The following is a 21,827-nucleotide window of genomic DNA, read 5'->3' on the forward strand; positions in this document are numbered from 1 at the left end:
TTCTTGCAGCTCTGTTCGTCCGGATACTGGCTCATAAATTCTATAAGTTTCATACGCTTCCTGTTTTGTTTTCAGGAGCAAAGGTAAACCACCAATTTGACAGGTTTTGTCAGTGGGTATTATATTGAGTAATCATTTTAATTAATTTTGCTTTCATTTTGTAAGCAAAAAGCGGAATTTATAGAAAAACAGAAGTTAGTCTATTCCTTAAAGTGTTAATAATTAATAAGTTGTAATATTGATTTTTTTAACACTTTATGCATATTCTCTGCAATAATCGCATAGTGTAAAGGGTAATAATTCAGAGTTTTTTCTAAAAAATTTAAAATTTTTGGTTAAAAAGTTAAAAATTAGAAAAAATAGTTTTAATTTTGAGGCTCAGTTTGATTTAAAGAGGATTTTGAGCCGTTTTTGGCCAAGGGTCAACTTACAAATTGAAAGGAAAATTAACAAAAAACCTACAAATTATTATATAATCACTTAATTTTTAACAAATGAAAGGTATTAAATTATTTTTCACAGCATTGTTCGTAGCGGCAGTATCTTGCGCGTATGCTCAGAACATACAAGTCAAGGGAACCGTTTACGATGATCAAGGTGTTGCCCTTCCAGGAGTTGCAGTCAAGGTGGCTGGCACTTCTACCATAGTGGTAACCGACATTGACGGTACTTACAAGGTAAACGCTCCTTCAAACGGTGCCCTCGTATTTGAAATGTCAGGTTATAAAGAGGCAACTGTTCAGATTCTCAACAAAGCGGTAATAGATGTTACCCTCAACGTTGAGACAGAAGTTCTGGACGATGTAATGGTTGTTGCTTATGGTACCGTAAAGAAAGAGTCTTTCACCGGTTCCGCATCAACAGTCAAGAAAGAGGACATTGTCAAGAGATCAGTAAGCAACGTATCCAAGGCATTGGACGGTCTTGCTCCTGGTATCGTTTCCACATCAGGTGGTGGACAGCCTGGTTCAACAGCAACCATCCAGATCCGTGGATTCGGTTCAATCAACGCTTCAACCGCTCCTCTTTACGTAGTTGACGGTATTCCTTATGATGGTGCCCTCAACTCAATCAACCCTGCCGACATTGAGTCAGTATCAGTTCTCAAGGATGCATCTGCAGGTGCACTTTACGGAGCACGTGGTGCAAACGGTGTAATCATGATTACAACCAAGCGCGGTTCAAAGGACAGAACACAGGTAACATACAGAGGTCTTGTAGGTGTTTCTTCACGTTCAATCGCAAGATATGACCTCGTTGGCCAGAATGATTTCGTTGAACTTACCTGGGAAGCCCTCAAGAACGATTATCAGTACAATGGCGGTTATTCTGAGGCAAGGGCAAAGGCTCTGGCATCAGCCAACCTCAGCAGCAACCTTGGTGGTCAGTTCTACAACCCTTGGAAGAACAAGACCTGGGAGACATTGATCGATCCTAACACAGGCAAGATTGTTTCCGATGCAGTTTCAGCATGGGATGAGAACTGGATGGATGAGATCACAAACAACGCAGCATTCAGAACAGAGCACACATTTGCAGTGTCAGGCGGAAATGACAAGACTCAGTTCCTCATGTCACTCGGTTATCTGTATGAGAACGGTGTCCTCAAGCACACACACTTCGACCGTTACAGCGGCAAGGTAAGTGTTGACCATCAGGCAAAATTCTGGTTGAAGGCAGGTTTGAGCGCAAACATGTCATATACAGAAAGCAACCAGCCTAACCTGTCAAGCGGTTCATATACATCAAATGCATGGTACACCGCTCAGTTCATGTCTCCTATCTATCCAATGTACCTCAAGGACGAGGCCGGTAACGATGCTCTCGACGAGGCAGGCAACAGACAGCTCGACTATGGCGACGGTACAGTTACACGTCCAAAGGCTTCCAAGTTCAACTCACTCGGAATAGCTCAGGATGACTTCTACAAATATCAGAGAGACAACCTCTCATTCAGAACAAACATTGACCTCGGTGGTGACAGCGAGAAGATGGGCGTTCTCAAGGGCCTCAAGCTCCAGGTTAACTTCGGTGGTGACTTCGTTAACCAGAACGTTACAAGCTACTACAACCCATACCATGGCGATGGCGCTTCACAGGGTGGTGAAATCAACAAGTACAATACAAGAGACTTCTCTTACACATTCAACCAGCTGCTTTCATACAACAGAGCATTCGGCAAGCACAAATTCGATGTATTGGTTGGACATGAGTACTATGATTACACATACAACTATCTCTATGCCAGCAAGACAGGTGTTTATCCAGGTATATACGAACTTGCTCCTGCAACAACAGTTGGCGGAGCAAATTCATATCAGCAGGACCAGACAGTTGAGTCATTGCTCAGCCGTTTGAACTACAGCTTTGATGACAAATACTACTTCTCAGCATCTTTCCGCCGTGATGGTTCATCACGTTTCCACAAGGACAACCGCTGGGGTAACTTCTGGTCAGTAGGTGCAAGCTGGAGACTCACACAGGAAGAGTTCCTTCAGAATGTAAGCTGGCTCAACAACCTCACCCTCAAGGCAAGTTACGGTACAACAGGTAACGATAACATTGCACTCTACGCTTGGCAGTCATTCTATGATCTTACATATCCTAACGCAGGTGCAAGAGGTGCAGTCATCACTTCACTGGAGAACAAGAGTGTAACCTGGGAGAAGACAGGAAAATTCAACATTGGCCTTGACGCTACAATGTTCGATTCAAGATTGAACGCAAGCGTTGAGTTCTACTACAACAAGGTATCAGACATGCTTCTGAGCTATCCTATGGCAATGTCAACCGGTTTCAGCGGATACAATGCAAACGTTGGTTCAATGCGCAACAGAGGCCTCGAGGTTTCAATCAAGGGTGTTATCTTCAACAATACCAACCTTTACTGGGATCTGGGTATCATGGGCGCATTCAACCAGAACAAGGTTCTCAGCCTTACAGAGGAGAGCAACCAGATTGTTGGTGGTTCACAGATTATCAAGGAAGGTTTCCCTCTTTATACCTGGTACATGTCAAAGGCGGCCGGTGTTGATCCTGCAACAGGCAGGCAGCTTTATTATGCATATGAGTCAATGGACGACAATGGCAACGTTACAGGCGAGTACATCACCGAGGATTACACAGTTGCAGCAAACTGCAAGTATTTCCAGGGTAGCCGTCAGCCTAAGTTCAACGGTTCAATCTCAACAAGCTTGAGAATATTCAAGAACATTGACCTTTCAATCCTCGCCACATACTCATTGGGCGGCAAGGTATATGAGAGCAACTATGCACAGACAATGGAGCCTATGTACGTAGGTGACGCACTTAACAGCAACCTCCTCCGCCGCTGGCAGAAACCGGGTGATGTAACAGACGTTCCTATGATTGAATTCTCAGGTGCAACAGTAAATACAAACCGTTGGTTGATAGATGCTTCTTATCTTGCTATCAAGAACATAACAGTAGGCTATTCAATGCCAAGGAAATGGGCGGACAAGATAAATGTTCAGAATATCCGTCTGTATGCAAACTTGGATAACATTGCAATGTTCTGCCATCTCGATGGTATGGATCCTCAGTACAGCTTGAGCGGTGGTACAGATTACACATACGCTCCTGTAAAGACAATGTCACTCGGTCTGGAAATTAACTTCTAATTGATTTTGTGCATATGAAAAAGATATTTTTAGCAATTGCAATCTTTGCAACAGTATTGACATCCTGCAGTAAGGATGCTCTTGAAACGAGCCCTACCGATGCTGTTTCCGGTGACGGAATCATGGCAACTGCAGAATCTGCGCTCACCGCTCTGAACGGAACATACAGAATGATGTTCGAGTGGGGTTGGTCAGTAACAGGAAACTATCATCAGGAAATCGGTATCATGGGTTATGCACTTATGGCTGACCTCATGGGAGAGGATATGGTAATGGCTGCTCAGGGAAATGGATGGTTCTGGTATGATTATCTGTATCAGGTAAAGTCCCGTTACACCGCCGGCAGCTGGAGGCCTTACGGTGTTTGGAATTATTATTATACTGTTATTTCAAACGTTAACTACATCATTGCCGCACGTGAGACAATGACAGGCAACGAGGCGGACAGGAATTATGTTCTTGGTCAGGCTCTGGCAATCAGGGCATACTGCTATCACGCTCTTGCAGTAATGTTCGCAAGAACATACGTTGGCCACGAGAATGAGCCTGGTGTTCCTGTTTATACAGAGCCATCTGCAGCAGGAACCGAGGGACAGCCAAGAGGAACCGTTCAGAACGTTTATGACAGGGCAATTGCCGACATCGATGATGCAATCAACTGCCTCACAAACGCGCACGCAAGAAGTGACAAGTCTCACATTGATCTCAGCGTTGCTCAGGGTATCAAGGCAAGAATCCTTTCCTACACTGCAAAGACAACCCAGGACTGGCAAGCTATAGCAAGTCTTGCAAAGGAGGCTCGCAGCAAAGCCGCTATCCTTACAAAGGCTAATGTTTGCAATGGTTTCAACAGTGTTAACAATAACAGTGTAATGTGGGGCTTCCTCACAATTCAGGACCAGACAACCACAAACCCTCAGTTCATGGCACATATGGACTATTATTGGGGTGGTTATGGCAAGGCAGCTCCAAAATGCTGCAGCCAGTGGCTTTACTCCAAGATAGAGTCAGGTGACGCACGCCGTGGCTGGTGGAGCGCAGAGCCTGTTGACGGTTTCGAGCTTCTTCAGGAGAAATTCCTCTTTGATGTAAGCAAGGATGCTTCATCTGCAAACTATGTGAATTCAATCTGTGACCGTATTTATATGAGGGCGGAGGAGATGCTTCTTCTTCAGGCTGAGGCTGAATGCCGCAGCGGTCAGGATGATGCAGCTCAGGCAACACTTAAGGAGCTTATGTCACAGCGTGTTGGTGCTGGTTGGTCAACGTCAAAGACTGGTACAGCAATGGGCACTCTCACAACAGATGAGACAGGCTCTCTCCTTGAGGAGATCATTCTCCAGAGAAGAATCGAGCTCTGGGGCGAATACGGCCGTGTTTATGACATCAAACGTTTGAAACAAGGTTTCGTAAGGACAGAGGAGATGGGTCACCCTGCAAACGGTATTTCCGCTCTCAATACATTGAAGTGCAACAATCCTGAAACCTGGGACTGGGTTCTCACAATTCCTCAGAGCGAGTTCGACGCAAACGTTAACATGGATATAAATACAGACCAGAATCCTGTTGGAAGCGGTATTTAATTGAACCTAACAAGACTTATACAATATGAAGAAAATATATAGTTTAATAGCAGTAGCCCTTATGGTTGTTTTTGCAACCGTATCCTGCAACAAGGATAATGAAGGCGAAAAGTACAAGGAGACAAGTTCAACAAACTTCTCTCTCACAGGTTCTACATCCTGCTCATACGGTCTTTCAGTAGATGAGGGCGAGGCGGATGTCAATGTTGATGATGTAGTCATTACACGAGCACTTGCAACAGATGCTGTTACATTGCAGCTTCAGGTAAGCAAGGATCCAAAAAGTTCAGCAAGCGTTACAGTTGACAACCTTGTGTTCAACGAGGGTGAGACTCAGAAATCACCTGTGGTTCACCTCCGCGGTTTGGGAGAAGGCCAGTCTTGTACAACAACTTTCACAATTCCGGAGTCCGACGCTGTAATTTCAGGCAAGACATACTCTTTCACCGTTACTTTCAAGAGAGACGTCCGCGCTTCCTGGCAGAGAGTGGAGACAAAGAGCATTTTCCAGAACAATTTCTTCTCTTATCTTTATAGTGCTGAGGCAAAGGATTATCCTGATTATTTGATATATCCGGTAGTTGTTGAAAAACGTTCTGATGCAAACATCTTCAGAGTGAAGAACATTACCAAGTCTGAAAACTGCCCGTTCGTTAATCTTGCTTCAGATATGAACGATATGGATGGTGACTATTATTTTGAAATAGATGCCACCAATGCAAGCCAGGTTGAGGCTCAAAGGCAATGTCTTGGAGTTGCTCTTGATGGTGCAGGAGCGCTCTGGGGAGGTACCGATTATGGAGCCTTTGCTTCTAAATACAGGGCTTTAGGCACTTATGATGCTGGAAAGGGTATTATTGAATTCAAGGAAATGTACACAGATCTTCCTGAAACATATGATTATTTGGAAGGATATTTCTACGATGCTTTCAATACCATCCTGTATCTTGATGAGAATAATATGGGTGATGATTTCAACAGAGATTACACATTTGTTGAATATATACCAAGTTCTTATCAGATTTGCGAAGCATTTGAGTTTACATATGCCGGTGCTCCTATTTACATTGGCGAAGCTACCGATCCTGAAAAGGAGGCCGATCTGGCTGAAAAGTACGGTACTGTATATGCTATTCCTGATTATGCTGTAAATGATTACGATATCTTCTTCAACATAAACAAGAAAGGCAAACTCGCTCTACCTGATGTATACAAGATTCAGGATTTCGGTATGGAAATCATGGCAGGAGTTGAGGTATATATGGCAATGAAGAATGCTGACATCAGCGAGGGAGCCGGCGCAAACATCAACTACGATGTTGTAAGCAAGGATGGCGCTGTTCTTGGTGCAAACTACACAGACCACTTCTATCTCTTTGATGATGAGGCAACAATCGACGACTATGTAGGAACATATACCTGTCCTGCAGCAGATGGCGCCAGTGTTGAGATTGCCAAGGTTTCAGAAGATGGACTTGCAGCTACCGGTCTTATCCAGTATGGTCCTGTCAGCTTCAAGATGGCTACAGAGGATCAAACAAAGATTTCTGACGCACCTTCAGCTGGTATCAAGTATCCAAGTTTCTTGGGCGGTATGATCAATTCGTCTGCAAAGATTTATGCATACATTGGAAGCTCAACAGCAGGAAGTTTCTATTCAACTGATTACAACTGCTACATCTTCAAGAGATTGGGTGATGGTACCCTGCTTCCTTGTCTTACAGAAATGGCAGTATACAATGAATTGAGTGAAATTCTCATCCTTCAGCAGACAGCTTCAGGCTGGGCGCTCGGTGGTGCTTATGAATTCACTGACTTTATCCTTACACCTGCTACACCAAACAGTGTTGCAAAGGTACTCCCTAACAAGGAGCATAAGCTCAATGACTACAATGGTGAGCCTAAGACCGGCTTGAGCTTCAACGGTCAGCCTGTTAAGGCAAAGAGCAAAGGCAAATTCAACGGTAAAGCTCATATTGAAAGAATAATGAGATAATCTTACCAGTGCTTTTGTAGAAAGGGACTTTCGGATTTTCCGAGAGTCCTTTTTCAATTGTTGATAATCTGAACCCAAAGCACTAACTTTGAAAAGTTTATTGTCAATCTGGAGGATTATGAAGAAAATCTATGGAATACTTGCGCTGATTCTTTCACTGGCATATCCGGTTTCCTGCACAAAGACCGAACAGGTCTTTCTGGAGCTGAGCCAAAGTTCGCTTTCAATGGATGCCAAGGGCAGCCCTGTAAGCTTCACGGTTCATTGCAGCGGAGACTGGACAATAGTTCACAGCGGTGATATTCCTCTCAATGTGTCGCCTTCTTCCGGCAAGGCCGGCCAGAAAGTCACGGTCACGCTTTCTGCAAATGAAAACAACACAGGCGGAGTACGCACGGCACTCGTAAGCGTTTCTGGAGGACATCTTGACAAGACCGTAAGCGTTACCCAGATAAACTCCACCATAGCAGGCAAGACCAGAATTCTTCAGAAAGGCAAGGCTTCCCGCCCTCCTGTATTATTTTTCACCGGCGATGGGTATACATCTTCCCAGATAGAGGACGGAGGTCTGTTCGAGCAGAACGTGGCGGAAGCCATAAGCGCCTTGTTCGCAATTGAACCTTACGCAAGCATGAAGGACCTGTTCACAATAGTTCAGGTGGCAGTTCCAAGCAAGGAAAGCGGGATGAGCAACAAGGCCGGCAGTTCAAAGGATACATTCTACAAGTGCATCTGGGAGGGCGGCAAATCCACGTCCATTTCCTGCAATTATGACCTTGCCATTTCAACTATCAGCGGTGCGGCCTCCCAGCTGGGTATTCAGATAGATGAGAAGAATCTGTTCATCTGCATGCCCATCAATGTAAATGATGTATATGCCGGAACCTGCTATACTTCGCTCTCAGTAAGCTCCGCCACGCCTCCTGTTGTAACCAAGGCTTCCTGTATAGGAATGATACCTGTATACAGGGGCTCCATAAAGGAGGGGCAGTTCGCAAAGGTGCTTTCCCACGAGTTCGGCGGACACGGAATAGGGCGTCTGGCCGATGAATACCAGTACTATCATAAGGCCGAGAAGAAGGAGGAATATGACAAGCATTGCGCAACCTTGAAGGACTGGCACAGTTACGGATATAATTACAATGTATCGCAGACCAACGACCCTGCATCTGAACTGTGGCCTTCAGACAGCCCTTGGCCTGCTTTGGCAAAAGATAGCGATTATGACTATGTGAGCTACTATCAGGGTGCATATGAGTTCATAGATGCCTTCTGGAGAAGCGAGCAGGCTTCCTGCATGATTGACAATATCCTTTATTACAATGCCGTTTCGCGCTATGAGATAATGAAAAGGATATATGGCATAGTGGGAGAAAGCTTTGATATGGCAAGATTCAAGTCACTGGACAAGGCCGTGCCACCGGCAGAAACAAAAACCGGCGGACGGTATGCAGTCAGCCCTGATTTCAGGCCGCTTGGCGAACCTGTTTTTGAAATCGAATATATGGAGCATGTGTGGGAGAAATAATGTGAAAGATGGGAATTCCCTGAACAAGGGAAGTGCCGGTGAGAAAGCGGCGTTGGAGGAACTGCTCAGGCGGGGGCTAGTCTTTCTTGGGAGCAATGTACGCATTGGACACAAGGAGATAGACCTGATCATGGATGGCAGCAGCGCCATTCATTTCGTTGAAGTCAAGAGCTCTTTTGACAGGAAGAACTATGGTTCTGGCGGTCCTTTCAGCCCTCTTTTACGGGTGAACCGCGAAAAGCGTCAAAGACTGCTCAAGGCGGCTGATTCCTATCTCAAGTCCAGAAAAATCTTGAAAGATGCAGTTTTTGACATTGTTTTAGTTAACTTTGATGTTGGCGGAAAGCCTTGTGTTGAAGTTATTGAAGACGCATTCAATGCGGTTACGGGTTAATAGAATGCGATTTTTAGTATTTATTGCACGATGAGAAACGCAGATCAGTATTGTATTATCATGGCCGGTGGAAATGGCAGCCGTTTCTGGCCAATCAGCAGAAATTCAAAACCTAAGCAGTTCCTTGACATCATTGACCACGGTCGTACCTTCCTGCAGGAGATTTTCAGGCGCTTTGAGAAGATAATGTACACCGAAAACATATATGTAGTTACATCTCAGGAATACACGGATCTTGTAAAGGAACAGATTCCTTCAATACCTCAGGAAAACATATTGGCGGAACCTCACAGAAGGAATACGGCTCCTTGTATAGCTTACGCCACCTACAAGATTCTCAAGAAGAGCAGGAACGCCTGTGCTGTTGTAACTCCTGCTGACAATCTGATTCTGGATGAGGCAAAGTTTCTGGAAACAATGAAAATTGCCTTGGATTACAGTGCGGCTCACAATGAGTTGCTCACAATAGGCGTGGAACCTACAAGGCCGGAAACCGCTTACGGATATATTCAGATAAACCGGCAGGATATGGCCAGAATCGAGGGTCAAGTATCCTACGGGGTCAAGACTTTCACTGAAAAGCCCGACGAGGCTCTGGCCAAGGTCTTTGTTGACAGCGGGGAGTTCTACTGGAATTCGGGGATTTTCATATGGAATCTTCAGACCATTGCTGCGGAAATGGAAAAATTCATTCCGGAAATAGCCCATTCCTTCAAGGATGGAATGCATCTGTATGATACCATAAACGAGAAGCATTTCATAAAGGAGGTATATGAGTCTGTGAACAGCACTTCCATAAGTTTCGGCGTAATGGAAAAGACTTCCAGGACAAGGGTCTTTGTGGCAGATTTCGACTGGAGTGACCTTGGTACCTGGCCATCGCTGTACAAACATGCTCCAAAGGATGTCAATCTCAATCTGGTAAAGGCTGATAATGTGCTTCTGGAAGAAGTCAAGGGCAGTGTGGTCATGACTTCGAAGAAGGGCAAACTCATTGCGGTGAATGGTCTGAAGGACTATATGATAGTTGATACGGACGATGTTCTGATGATCTGCCCTAAGGATGTGAAAGCCATCAAGAATCTTATGACGGACCTCGCCGTGAATGACCTATCGGAATTCCAATAAAATTCCTAAATTTGCAGAATACATTCATTAAAATGAGCATATTTCATTCTTTAGATAACAAAGAGAAACCATGAAAGAGAAGATAGAACAGTTGTTGAAGGAAATAGGGGAACTCAAGGCTGGCAGTGCGCAGGAGGTGGAGGATATAAGAGTGAGGCTTCTTGGAAAGAAAGGAAGCATAACAGCCCTGTTCGATGAATTCAGGACGGTTGCTCCCGAGCAGAAAAGGATGTTCGGACAGCAGCTCAACGCACTCAAGAATGCGGCACAGGTGAAGATTGAGGAACTCAGGGCCAGCGCTTCGGAAATTTCCCAGAAAGTAAATGAAGATTTCGACTATACCATGCCGGGCGATACGCTCGATCTTGGCAGCAGACATCCAATATCCATTACCAGAGAGGAAATTATTGATATTTTCACAAAATTCGGATATGCGGTTGCTCAGGGTCCCGAGATTGAGGACGACTGGCACGTGTTCGGTGCATTGAACTTCCCGCCTGAGCATCCTGCCAGGGATATGCAGGACACTTTCTTCATAGCAAACGGAAACAACCCTGTATTGCTCAGAACCCATACTTCTTCTGTTCAGGCAAGAGCAATGGAGAAAATGCCTCTGCCAATAAGAATCATCTGTCCGGGAAGAGTGTTCAGGAACGAGGCAATCTCCGCAAGGGCGCATTGCATCTTCCATCAGATAGAAGGCCTTTACATTGATAAAAACGTAAGTTTCGCAGACCTCAAGCAGGCCATACTCCTCTTTGCAAAGGAGATGTTCGGAGAGGAGACCAGGATAAGGATGCGTCCTTCCTACTTCCCGTTCACCGAACCTAGTGCGGAGGTTGATGTGAGCTGCAACATATGCCACGGAAAGGGCTGTAACATCTGCAAGGGAACAGGCTGGCTTGAAATCCTTGGTTGCGGAATGGTTGATCCAAACGTACTTGAGGCTAACGGAATAGATTCAAAGCAATATACCGGTTTTGCATTTGGAATGGGAGTTGAGAGGATAGCAATGCTAAAATGGCAGGTGAAGGACCTCCGCCTGTACTTTGAAAACGACTTGCGCTTCCTCAAGGAATTCACCCCTGAGTTCTAGTATCTTACACCTCGATGATTCAAATTAAATTCAATATTATGAAAAAACTTTTGTTATCATTCTTTGCTTTGGTGATACCTTTCATGGTATTTGCCGGCAACAGAATCACACAGCAGCAGGCTATGCAGATTGCAGGTGAGTTCCTCAACTCAAGCAGAGTCAGAATGGCCACAAGTCCAAAATCACCAAGGAATCTGAAAATGGTGAAGAAGACGGTTGGAGAAGAATATTTCATCTGTTCGGACGAAATGAACCACTCTTTTGTAATTGTATCAGGTGATGATGCAGTTGGTCCTATACTCGCTTATTCCAATGACAACGCTTTCGTTACCGAGAACATGCCTGAAAACGTGAAGTTCTATCTCAAGATGCTTGAGGGCGAGGTGAAATACTACAGGACACATCCAAATGCAACGCCATCCAATCCTAATATGAATGACGAAACCGAAAAGGTTCTTGAGACAGCACTATGGGACCAGAACAACCCTTATAATAGCCTTACTCCGATGCAGGGCAGTTCACACTGTGTAACCGGTTGTGTTGCAACAGCAATGGCAATAGTAATGAGATATCATAACTGGCCTGACTGCGGTGTTGGAACAATACCTGCATACACCACTCCAAGCGGCATCAATGTTCCTGCCATTGAGCTCGGGTATGCATACGATTGGAACAACATGCTTATGGAATACAAGTCAGGCAGATGGTCAGAAGCTGAAGGAACAGCTGTTGCAAGGCTTATGGCAGATTGCGGTGCAGCAGTTGAGATGCAATATACAACAAGCGGCTCCGGAGCTTTTTCAGAGGATATTGCGCCTGCACTCACAACATATTTCAAATATGACAAGAGCATTCGTTTCGTGTACAGGGAAGCCTGCACAAAGGCGCAGTGGGTGAAATTCATTCACGATGACATTGACAACAACAGACCTTTGATTTTCGGCGCTCAGAGCACGCAGGGCAGCGGAGGTCACGAGTTTGTTGGCGCAGGTTACAGAGGCAATGATTATGTTTATATAAACTTCGGATGGGGCGGTTCATCCAATGGCTTCTACTATGTTACTTCAATGGACGAATGGGGAGCCAGCGTTGATGCAATTTTCAACATCAAGCCGGATGCAGGCGGCAGCCCTGTTGTAGAAGCTCGTCTGGGTCTGGAAACAGACCTTACATTAACTGCCCCTTACGTTATGGGACAATCATTTAGCGTGGCGGCTGACTGGTACAATGACGGCAACGCACCATTCACAGGAAAGACAGGTGCAGGAATAAGAGGCATTGACAACAAGCTTAAACCCACAATGGTTACAAAGAGCCATACGAATCTCGCTCCTCGGCACGGATATAGTCCTGCAACCTATACTTTCAGTGCCGGCACGATTGTAAAGGCAGGTGAACAGGTTCAGTTGTATTACCAGCCGGAAGGCAAGACAGGATGGACAAAGATGAATTTCTATGAGGATGATGTGAAAGGTATTGTTTATCCCGCAGGACAGAAGGAGGATTTCATCAAATACGTGAAGTTCTCATACGACAAGAGCAGCAGGACAATGTCGTTCATTCTCCCATATAACGATGTAATTGACGAATCAACAGGCGCAACAGAATTCAGCTGGAAATTTAAGAACAAGGACGGCAATGTTGTCACATCGGCAGTTACATATAACGAACTTGTCATTTCAATTGACACAGGTTCACTTTCCGCAGGCAAATACACACTTGAACTCTCATATTGGGACGTTACCAAATCAATCACACTTCCTATTGACAATTCTGTGGAATAATGGTCAGAAGTTTGTGCAAGGATTCAATAAATTATCAACTAAGAAAATCATATTACTATGAGAAATATTGAAAAAATAAGGAAAATAGGCAGCAGTTTGATTTGGGTTGTTCTCGTTTTCGGTATGATGCTCACAGCATCATGCTCAAAGAGCGATGGTGATGATTCCACATCCCTCATACTTACCGCAGACAAGACCGCTTTTGAGGACTATGGTGGATCGCTTTCATTCACAATACAGGCGGACAAGGACTGCTCCATTTCAAGTTCTGCATCATGGCTCACAACAAGCATGAGCAAATGGACAGTCAAGACAAAAGGCTCAAAGACCACCGTGCAGGTTTACGCTGAGAAGAACACTGAATCAGCGGCCAGAACTGCCAACATAAGCGTTACTTCAGGCAATGCAACCAAGACCATTACCTATGAGCAGGCAGAAAAGGCCACTGTGATAGTTGAGGAGGCATACGTGTTTACAACTGAGAAAGGCGGTGACGTTGACGTGAAGATCAAGGCTAATATAGATTGCGAGTACAAGCTCCTTTCAGGTTCTAACTGGCTCATGCCAGCAAATACAAAGGCTCCGGTAACAGAGCGCATCTATAAGTTCAGGGCAAATGAGAATACAGAAGCTACAGTGCGCAAGGCAGAGGTGCTCTTCTTCCACGGAGACTATTTGGATACTGTATCAGTCGTTCAGTCCGCTCGCCCTGTATTTGAGATTACAACGGACAAGACAGAGGCTGCTCCATACGGAGAGAAGCTGGCTGTTAAGATTGTTACCAACATGAACTTTGAAATCGATGCGCCTGAGTGGATATCTCTTGATCTTGGGCAGGGTGTTGATCCAAGAAAACTTTTCGAGGATGGCGAGACATTGGGTGATGTAATAGAACTCAAAGGGTTCATTGTTGTTGAAAGCAGCACTTCTCACAATGACCGCAGTGCCGACATTGCTTTTGAATCACTTTCTAGAACAGGTTTCTCAAAGAACCTGACAATTACTCAGGGCGGTGGTGGAAACAGCTTTGGTTTCACAACCAATGCTACCAGCGTAACAGCGCCTGTTGTAGAGGGTGAAAGTGTGAGCGGTTACATTATGTGGGGCGACGAGAGCACTCCTGTTGATTATTCAACAAGTGCTAAATATACCTATCCAAGAGCTGAGCAGGGCAAGGAGCACGAGGTAAGAGCAGTTGTAAGCGGTGGCAATAAGGTCACGCTCAACACTCTTGAGGGTGTATCCGCAATAGATGTTCGCATGTTCTAAGATGATTTCCGCTTGACAGCGGAAGTCACTTCATCTGAAAGACTAATTTGTTCTTTTAGAAAGAGTTGCTTAAATTGTGTCATACAAACAAAAAATATGTCAAGCACAGAATTGCAAAGCGGATCCTTGCTACAGCATGGTGCGTATCGCATTGAAAGAACCCTGGGCCAAGGCGGATTCGGCATTACCTATGAGGCGGAGCAAGTGTTGCTCCGCAGGAAAGTGGCTGTCAAGGAATTTTTCATGAAGGACAGTTGCGAACGTGATGCGAACACGTCTTTGGTGACTGTTCCAACAGCGAGCAATCGGGAGCTCGTGTCCAAGTTTAAGAACAAGTTCATAAGAGAGGCCAGAATGATAGCAGGTCTGGACCATGAGCATATAGTGAAAATACACGATGTTTTTGAGGAGAACGGTACTGCGTATTACGTGATGGAACACATTGGCGGTGCTTGCCTTGGTGACATTATCAAGTCAGGGAAAGCATTGAATGAGCAGCTTGCATTGGACTATATACACCAGATTGGATTGGCGCTTTCATATATTCACAACAAGGGCATCATACACTTTGATGTGAAGCCTTCAAATGTTCTCATAACCGAAGACGGCGTATTGAAGTTGATTGACTTCGGAATTTCGAAACATTACGATGAGGCTGGAATTCAAACAAGCACTACTCCAGTGGGAATCAGCAAAGGATATGCTCCGCTGGAGCAATACCTTCAGGGCTCAGATATCAATTCATTCACCCCTGCTACAGATATATATTCTTTGGGTGCAACATTGTATGCTCTCCTGTCAGGTTTAAATCCACCAGAGGCATCCGTTGTAAATGAAGAAGGTGTTCCGATGATTCACGGAGTAAGTCCGGTTGTAATGAATGCCATTGAACAGGCTATGCGGCCTCGCAGGAAAGAAAGGCCCCAGAGCGTGTCTGAATTTATTGCGCTCCTTGATGTCGTGTTGGAGGGCAACGTAAATGTCGGTGTGGAAGATAGTGAGAAAACAGTACGAATTGCAACAGACGAGGCGCAGCATTCTTCCGAGCCTGTTTCTGTACCTGCTTCCAGACCTTGCCATATTTTTTTATCCAAGCCTTCGGTTACTTGGCTTTTCGGCTTGCTAGCTGGGGTTGCGGTAGCCATGCTGGTAATCTGGTTGAGAACTTCCTATAAATCTTCAGCATCTGGCAATTCGGCAAACGTAAGCGCCGAACTTGTCAATACGGCAACTCCCGATACGTTATTTACAATTGCAAAGCCTGCTGCCTGCGAGGGCGTTGATCTGGGCTTGAGTGTTAAGTGGGCAACTCGCAACGTGGGGGCGGCGAATCCGGAGGATTATGGGGCTTATTTTGCATGGGGGGAAACAAACTGCAAAAATGATTATTCATGGTCTTCATTGCAGTACCGTATTGAGGGGGACAGTTACGAAAATGTCAAGTTTTCCAAGTACGTAGCAGGAGAAGACTGTGGACAGGTGGACTACATTTTTGTCCTTGAGCGGGAAGATGATGCTGCCAGCGTCAACTGGGGTGGAGATTGGAGGATGCCTACGGAGGCGGAATTCAAGGAATTGATGAACAAATGTACCTGGGTATGGACATCCATGAACGGAGTTAATGGGTATCGCATTACCAGCGCTTTTAATGGTAATTCAATTTTTCTGCCGGCTACCGGATACAGCAATGCCAAATCCGTAAATTATGCCGGCAGGGAAGGTTACTATTGGACAGCATCACTATCTGAAAGCTATTCATACAGTGCACGATATGTTTACCTTTCCCAAAAAGCGTTCCGCATTGGCCGTTATCGCCGTAACTATGGTCAGGCAGTGCGGCCGGTATGTAGTACAGAGGTCAAATAAGTGATGGTTTTGTTTGGCAATCCGCTCAAGAAAATTTAATTTTGCATAATGTAATATAGTATAGCTTCCCCTTTCTTTTATGCTTCATCCGAACTACATATTCGACAGCAGATACAATCTGTTGACTTTGCTTGGAAAAGGAGGTTTTTCTGAGGTATGGTTGGCGGAGGACAATATGGCCAAGGTACAGGTAGCGATAAAAATCTACTATTCTCCTGAGCATGAACTGGACGACGAAGGCATTGAAATGTTCAGAAAAGAATTTGCTCTGGTGTCGGATATGAATCATACCAACCTTCTTCGTCCTGCATATTATGGTTGTTGGAAGCGTATGCCGTATCTGGTTCTCCCATATTGTGAGGAAGGTACGCTGGAGCATATTGTCAATAGCAGGACAAAGGTCCCGGAAGCTGATATCTGGCGTATTCTCCGCGATGTTGCAGGTGGTTTGGCATATCTCCATAGTCATAAACCTCCTGTTGTCCATCAGGATATAAAGCCCGGGAATATTATGATAGGCACAGATGGGGAGAATAAATGTTATATGATAAGTGATTTTGGCATCAGTGCCAAAATCAGGCAAACTACTTTGACCAGCAGCAATACGATGGCCAGCGGTACCATTGCGTATATGGGGCCGGAACGGTTTGAAGAAAATTCGGTTCCCGACAAGGCTGGCGATATCTGGTCTCTTGGCGCATCGTTATGCGAACTTATGACTGGGAAGCTGCCTTTCGGAGAAAGCGGAGGGAAAGCCCAGAGAGCCGGAGTTCATATGGCAGGCATTTCTTCCGAATATTCAAGCCGTCTTGTTCAGATTGTCTGCAAGTGCCTTGACCCTAATCCTGCAAACAGACCTGAAGCTAGAATGCTGGCGGAGGAAGCCGACCGTTATGTCACAGGGAGAAGGCAATACAGGACACTTAACATGATATTCATTTCCATCGTGATTGCATCCTTGATGATTTTTGGCGCTTCGGTTTTCTGGAACAGGATTAAAGAAAAGAAAAGGATTGCTTTGGAGCAGATGGAGATAATGAAGAATGACTCGTTGAGTGTTCTAAGCATAAAGAAAGCTTGGTCTCTTATAGGTGAAGGGGATGCTATGCTGGAAATATCTATTGATAAGCATTTTGAAGAATCATATCTGGATGCATTGGATGAGATAAAGTTGATAGAGAGCAGTTTCGGAGACAAGCTGTCCATCTCAACCAAGGAACGGAGGGCAGAGGTGGAAAAAGTAATAATTCAGAAAATTGCAAGTGCGAAAGATACTTTGATAAGAAAGAGTTTTGATGTGGAAGAGATCGGGAATGAATTTCTGAATGCTTTCATTGAAGGGCTGAACAATCGCATTGACAACATTGGATCACAAATGAATAACGATTTATGGCTATGAAGCAGACCGGAATCATTTTACTCGTGGTTATATTCTCTTCTTGTTTAATGTGTCACGTGCCTGCTCCGTTGCAGGCTCAGGAATCAATTCAGGAAATGGTTGACACAGCTAAGGATTTAATGATAGTCGGGAAATATGCAGATGCCAGAATATTATTGGATAATGCAATTGCACTGGATCCAAAACTGAAGCCAACGCTAAAGCCGTATCTTGACAGAATGAGAAGCAGCCCTAAGCCGTCTCCAAAAAAGGCTGTTGAAGATCCTTTCACAATTAACCAGACCAGATTGGTGTTCGGCGGTATTCCTAAAGAGCAGACTGTGATGGTGAACAGTAAGGTGGGGGAATGGGAGGTTGAGAGTCTGGAGGAATGGTGCAAGGTAATGAGCGTAAGCAAGGCATTCCATGAAGTTGAAATTACGTGTGACCAGAATTTCACAGGGCACGAGCGCAAATGCCTTGTCTATTTCAGAAATACAATTGAAAATGGAGACACTACGGATGTCGCCCTTCAGATACGCCAGCGTTCGGAACAGGAGAGACTTGTTGTAGACAACGGATATGTATGGAGAGATCCGGAAAAACCTAATTACCTTCTTTTAAAGGCAAAGGGAGATCTTGTAATTGTTGACCTTTTTTGCAATACTACCTGGCACGTGGTACATAAACCTGAAGACATTGAAGTTTATAACGATAATGGAGATATGAGCAAACTTGTAATAAAAGTGGAGAAATATCAAAGGAAGTTCGCAGGAAAGATGAAGGATTGGTTTGCCAGCACATTAGGGGCTTTGGAGAGGGATTATATAACTATTGCTACAGACAATCAGGATGTCAGATTGACAATACAGGTTGAAAAGCCCAAACTCGGCAAGTCCAAATCTAATAAAGACAAGTAAAGAGATTTCATCTGAAAAAATTCGCCTTTCCGGGGCGAATTTTTTTATATTCCAGTGACATACCGCTTTGAGCGAGCGTAATAATTTGTTAAATTTGACTTTACAATATATGTAGGAATATTAATTTTAATATATGATCATGAAACGTTTCATTCTATCAGTTGCTATGCTTGCAGTGGCAGGCCTGGCATTCGCCCAGAATCCTATTCTTGACAAGAAATACGGTACTCCGTATGAAATTCCTCCTTTCGAGAAACTCACCATTGAGAATTACCGCGAGGCCATGCTCAAGGGCCTGGATGAGGACGCAAAGGAGATTCAGGCCATTGTTGACTGCAAGGACGAGCCTTCTTTTGAAAACGTGATAGTGGCTCTTGACAGAAGCGGAGAACTTCTTGACAAGGCCGGAATATGGAGCGTTCTTAAAGGTGCAAGCTCAACGGCGGAGCTTCAGGCGCTTGCAAGTGAGATGTCACCTCTCACTACCGCACACGGTAATGCCATAAGAATGAACAAGGCGTTGTTCGCAAAGGTGAAATACGTATATGACAATAAGGCTAAGTATAACCTGAACAAGGAGCAGCAGCGTCTGCTTGAAAAGACCTACAATTCATTCGTGAACGGCGGAGCCCTCCTCAACGAACAGGATCAGAAAAGAATATCCGAGCTGAATCTCGAGCTCTCGAAACTTCAATTGAAGTTCGGTCAGAATCTTCTGCACGATACCAACAACACATACGTTACAGTTGACAATGTAAAGGAACTCGAGGGACTCCCTCAGGCTAACATAGACCGTGCTGCAGCTCTTGCAAAGAGCATTGGCAAGGAGGGTAAGTACAGCTTCAACATGCAGCGTCCGAGCTGCAATCCTGTACTTCAGTATTGTAAGAACAGGGAATTGAGGAAGAAGGTCTATGAGATGTACAACAACCGTTGCAACCACAACGATGAATATGACAACAAGGCCATTGCAGCCAGAATCATAGCCCTGCGTCTTGAAAAGGCAAAGATCATGGGCTACACCGATTTCGCTGCAATGCAGCTCAAGGACCGCATGGCTGAGAACAAGGAGAACGTATATGCGCTTCTGGACCAGATATGGGCTCCTGCAGTTGAAAAAGCCAGGGAGGAACTTGCCGATATCAAGGCTATGATGAAGGCGGACAAGGTCAAGGGCGAGCCACAGAGATGGGACTACATGTACTATCAGGACAAGGCAAAGATGGCAAAGTACAACATTGACGAGTCGCTTGTTTCGGAATATCTTGAAATTAACAATGTTCAGAAAGGAATCTTCTACGTTGCAGGTAAGCTTTACGGCCTTTCATTCAGGGAAAGGACAGATGAGTATCCTGTTTATGAGAAAACTGCAAAATCCTGGGACGTGATTGACAAGGACGGTAATGTGATAGCCATATTCTACAGCGATTATTTCCCTCGTGACGGCAAGGGCGCGGGTGCATGGTGCACAAGCTTCCGCGGTCAGAAGTATGATGGTGCGCAGAGAATCCAGCCAATAGTATGCAATGTATGCAATATGACTCTTCCATCTGCGGACAAACCTGCTCTTCAGACCATAGACAATGTTGAAACCATGTTCCATGAGTTCGGACATGCGCTTCATTCATTCTTCCGCAATGTCCATTACAGCGGAGTTGTTGGAACAGAGCGTGATTTCGTTGAACTTCCTTCACAGATAAACGAGCACTGGGCATTCGAACCGGAGGTGCTCAAGGTTTATGCAAAGCATTATAAGACAGGAGAGGTCATTCCACAGGAACTTGTAGACAAGATAGTTGCCAGCAACAAATACGGACAGGGATTCGCAACAGTGGAATATCTTGCAGCTTCATACGTTGACATGGACCTTCATGTTCTCACGGAGGTTCCTGCAAATCTTGACGTAATGGCTTTCCAGACAAAGAAGCTTGAGGAAAGAGGTATTCCAAAGCAGATTCTTCCTCGCTACAGCGTAACAAATTTCAGCCATTCCATCGGCGGTGGATACAGTGCCGGCTACTATAGTTATATCTGGGCTGAGGTGCTTGACTGCGACGCTTTCCAGGCATTCAAGGAAACAGGAGACATCTTCAATCAGAAGGTTGCAAAGAGATTCCGCAAGCAGATTCTCACTCCTGGCGGAATAAGCAAGGGCTCCGAGATGTATCAGAACTTCCGCGGCCGCCAGCCTAAGGTTGATGGCCTTCTTGAGAACCGTGGCTTGAACAAATAATACCGATTAATCATGAAAAGAATAATACTGATAGCAACATTTATTCTCAGTTGCATATACTGCCAGGCGCAGAGTGAAAAACTTTCAGTAAGCTGGATGGAGCTTACAGGTCCTGATTTTGCCAAAGCCGTGGAAAAGGCGGAAGGTGTATGCATCATTCCAATGGGAGTGCTGGAAAAGCACGGTCCGCATCTGCCATTGGCCACTGACTGCATTCTGGCAGAGCACCTTGCAAAGATGGCCGCTGAGATGGAATATGCCATTGTTTTCCCTACCTTCTACGTGGGACAGATTAACGAAGCCAGACATCAGCCAGGCACCGTTGCCTATTCAACAGAACTCTGCCTTAAGATGCTTGAAGAGACCTGTGCCGAAGTGGCGCGCAATGGTTGCAAGAAAATCATTCTTTTCAGCCAGCACGGAGGAAACAATGCCCTGGTGAATCTTTTCTGCCAGAGCCAGTTGAATTCGGATCGTGACTATATTGTTTATGAAACTCTGTTCGGTGAAAAGAAAGAGGTGAGGGAGAAGATTGCAAAGATGATCAAGACCTACAGCGGCGAACATGCAGGAGAACAGGAGACATCCGAACTTATGGCTGCCCGCCCCGATCTGGTGAAGCTGGATCAGGCGTCAACCCAGAACGGCAAGGCTCTGAACAGGCTTCCTCTGGAGAGACTTCGTCCATCAATCTTCTGGTATGCCGATTATCCTAACCACTTTGCCGGTGAACCATCGCAGTCAAATGTGGAGCTTGGAGAATACTCCAATCTGGAAGGTGCAAAGTTCCTTGCTGAAAAGATAAAGGCGGTGAAGAACGATAAGGTTGGCCCTGCACTTCAGGCCGAATTCTTTGAAAAGGCAAAACACCCAAAGGACACCCAGCAGTAGGAGTCCGCAGGGATAAATAACCCGGTTTACAAAGAATTTGATTGACCTATAGCACGAAAATGCATGGACTGAACAGTCTGGAGGTTAATCAGTAGTGGCGAAGAGTGCATACTTCACATG

At 45.1% G+C, this 21,827-nt stretch carries 14 protein-coding genes; all 14 read left to right on the forward strand.

The annotated features are described in order from the left end of the window. The first annotated feature begins 494 nt into the window (after nucleotides 1-494). The 14 genes from AC06L3_RS05160 to AC06L3_RS05225 all read left to right on the forward strand — a co-directional run bounded on the left by AC06L3_RS05160 (nucleotide 495) and on the right by AC06L3_RS05225 (nucleotide 21,707). Nucleotides 495-3,641, forward strand: coding sequence for a SusC/RagA family TonB-linked outer membrane protein (locus AC06L3_RS05160; protein WP_475669556.1), 3,147 nt, complete (start codon nucleotides 495-497; stop codon nucleotides 3,639-3,641). A gap of 14 nt (nucleotides 3,642-3,655) precedes the next feature. After that, complete coding sequence (locus AC06L3_RS05165) at nucleotides 3,656-5,224, forward strand: RagB/SusD family nutrient uptake outer membrane protein (RefSeq protein ID WP_475669557.1); 1,569 nt, start codon at nucleotides 3,656-3,658, stop codon at nucleotides 5,222-5,224. Between the two features lie 25 nt (nucleotides 5,225-5,249). After that, the gene (locus AC06L3_RS05170) at nucleotides 5,250-7,220 is read left to right on the forward strand and encodes a hypothetical protein (protein ID WP_475669558.1); all 1,971 of its coding nucleotides are present in this window, start codon (nucleotides 5,250-5,252) and stop codon (nucleotides 7,218-7,220) included. 118 nt (nucleotides 7,221-7,338) lie between these two features. Next, complete coding sequence (locus AC06L3_RS05175; RefSeq protein WP_475669559.1) at nucleotides 7,339-8,748, forward strand: BACON domain-containing protein; 1,410 nt, start codon at nucleotides 7,339-7,341, stop codon at nucleotides 8,746-8,748. Between the two features lies 1 nt (nucleotide 8,749). Further along, nucleotides 8,750-9,142 carry a YraN family protein gene (locus AC06L3_RS05180; RefSeq protein ID WP_475669560.1) on the forward strand — a complete coding sequence of 131 codons (393 nt, stop codon included), beginning with the start codon at nucleotides 8,750-8,752 and terminating at the stop codon, nucleotides 9,140-9,142. 30 nt (nucleotides 9,143-9,172) lie between these two features. Beyond that, nucleotides 9,173-10,270, forward strand: coding sequence for a mannose-1-phosphate guanylyltransferase (locus AC06L3_RS05185; RefSeq protein ID WP_475669561.1), 1,098 nt, complete (start codon nucleotides 9,173-9,175; stop codon nucleotides 10,268-10,270). A 70-nt stretch (nucleotides 10,271-10,340) separates the two neighbouring features. After that, nucleotides 10,341-11,366 (forward strand): phenylalanine--tRNA ligase subunit alpha, encoded by a 1,026-nt coding sequence (gene pheS / locus AC06L3_RS05190; protein WP_475669562.1) that lies wholly within the window; start codon nucleotides 10,341-10,343, stop codon nucleotides 11,364-11,366. A 38-nt stretch (nucleotides 11,367-11,404) separates the two neighbouring features. Then, on the forward strand, nucleotides 11,405-13,150 hold the full coding sequence (locus AC06L3_RS05195; protein WP_475669563.1) for a C10 family peptidase: 1,746 nt from the start codon (nucleotides 11,405-11,407) through the stop codon (nucleotides 13,148-13,150). A gap of 57 nt (nucleotides 13,151-13,207) precedes the next feature. Then, nucleotides 13,208-14,419, forward strand: a complete 1,212-nt coding sequence (locus AC06L3_RS05200; protein WP_475669564.1) for a BACON domain-containing protein — start codon at nucleotides 13,208-13,210, stop codon at nucleotides 14,417-14,419. Nucleotides 14,420-14,515: 96 nt separating this feature from the next. Beyond that, complete coding sequence (locus tag AC06L3_RS05205; RefSeq protein ID WP_475669565.1) at nucleotides 14,516-16,285, forward strand: protein kinase domain-containing protein; 1,770 nt, start codon at nucleotides 14,516-14,518, stop codon at nucleotides 16,283-16,285. Between the two features lie 79 nt (nucleotides 16,286-16,364). Then, nucleotides 16,365-17,684, forward strand: a complete 1,320-nt coding sequence (locus AC06L3_RS05210) for a serine/threonine protein kinase (RefSeq protein ID WP_475669566.1) — start codon at nucleotides 16,365-16,367, stop codon at nucleotides 17,682-17,684. Then, the gene (locus AC06L3_RS05215; protein ID WP_475669567.1) at nucleotides 17,675-18,583 is read left to right on the forward strand and encodes a hypothetical protein; all 909 of its coding nucleotides are present in this window, start codon (nucleotides 17,675-17,677) and stop codon (nucleotides 18,581-18,583) included. Before AC06L3_RS05210 ends, AC06L3_RS05215 begins: the two co-directional genes overlap by 10 nt. A gap of 139 nt (nucleotides 18,584-18,722) precedes the next feature. Then, on the forward strand, nucleotides 18,723-20,816 hold the full coding sequence (locus tag AC06L3_RS05220; protein WP_475669568.1) for a M3 family metallopeptidase: 2,094 nt from the start codon (nucleotides 18,723-18,725) through the stop codon (nucleotides 20,814-20,816). A 12-nt stretch (nucleotides 20,817-20,828) separates the two neighbouring features. Beyond that, the gene (locus AC06L3_RS05225) at nucleotides 20,829-21,707 is read left to right on the forward strand and encodes a creatininase family protein (RefSeq protein ID WP_475669569.1); all 879 of its coding nucleotides are present in this window, start codon (nucleotides 20,829-20,831) and stop codon (nucleotides 21,705-21,707) included. The last annotated feature ends 120 nt before the right edge of the window (nucleotides 21,708-21,827 follow it).

It is taken from the genome of Candidatus Egerieousia sp. (assembly GCF_056211015.1).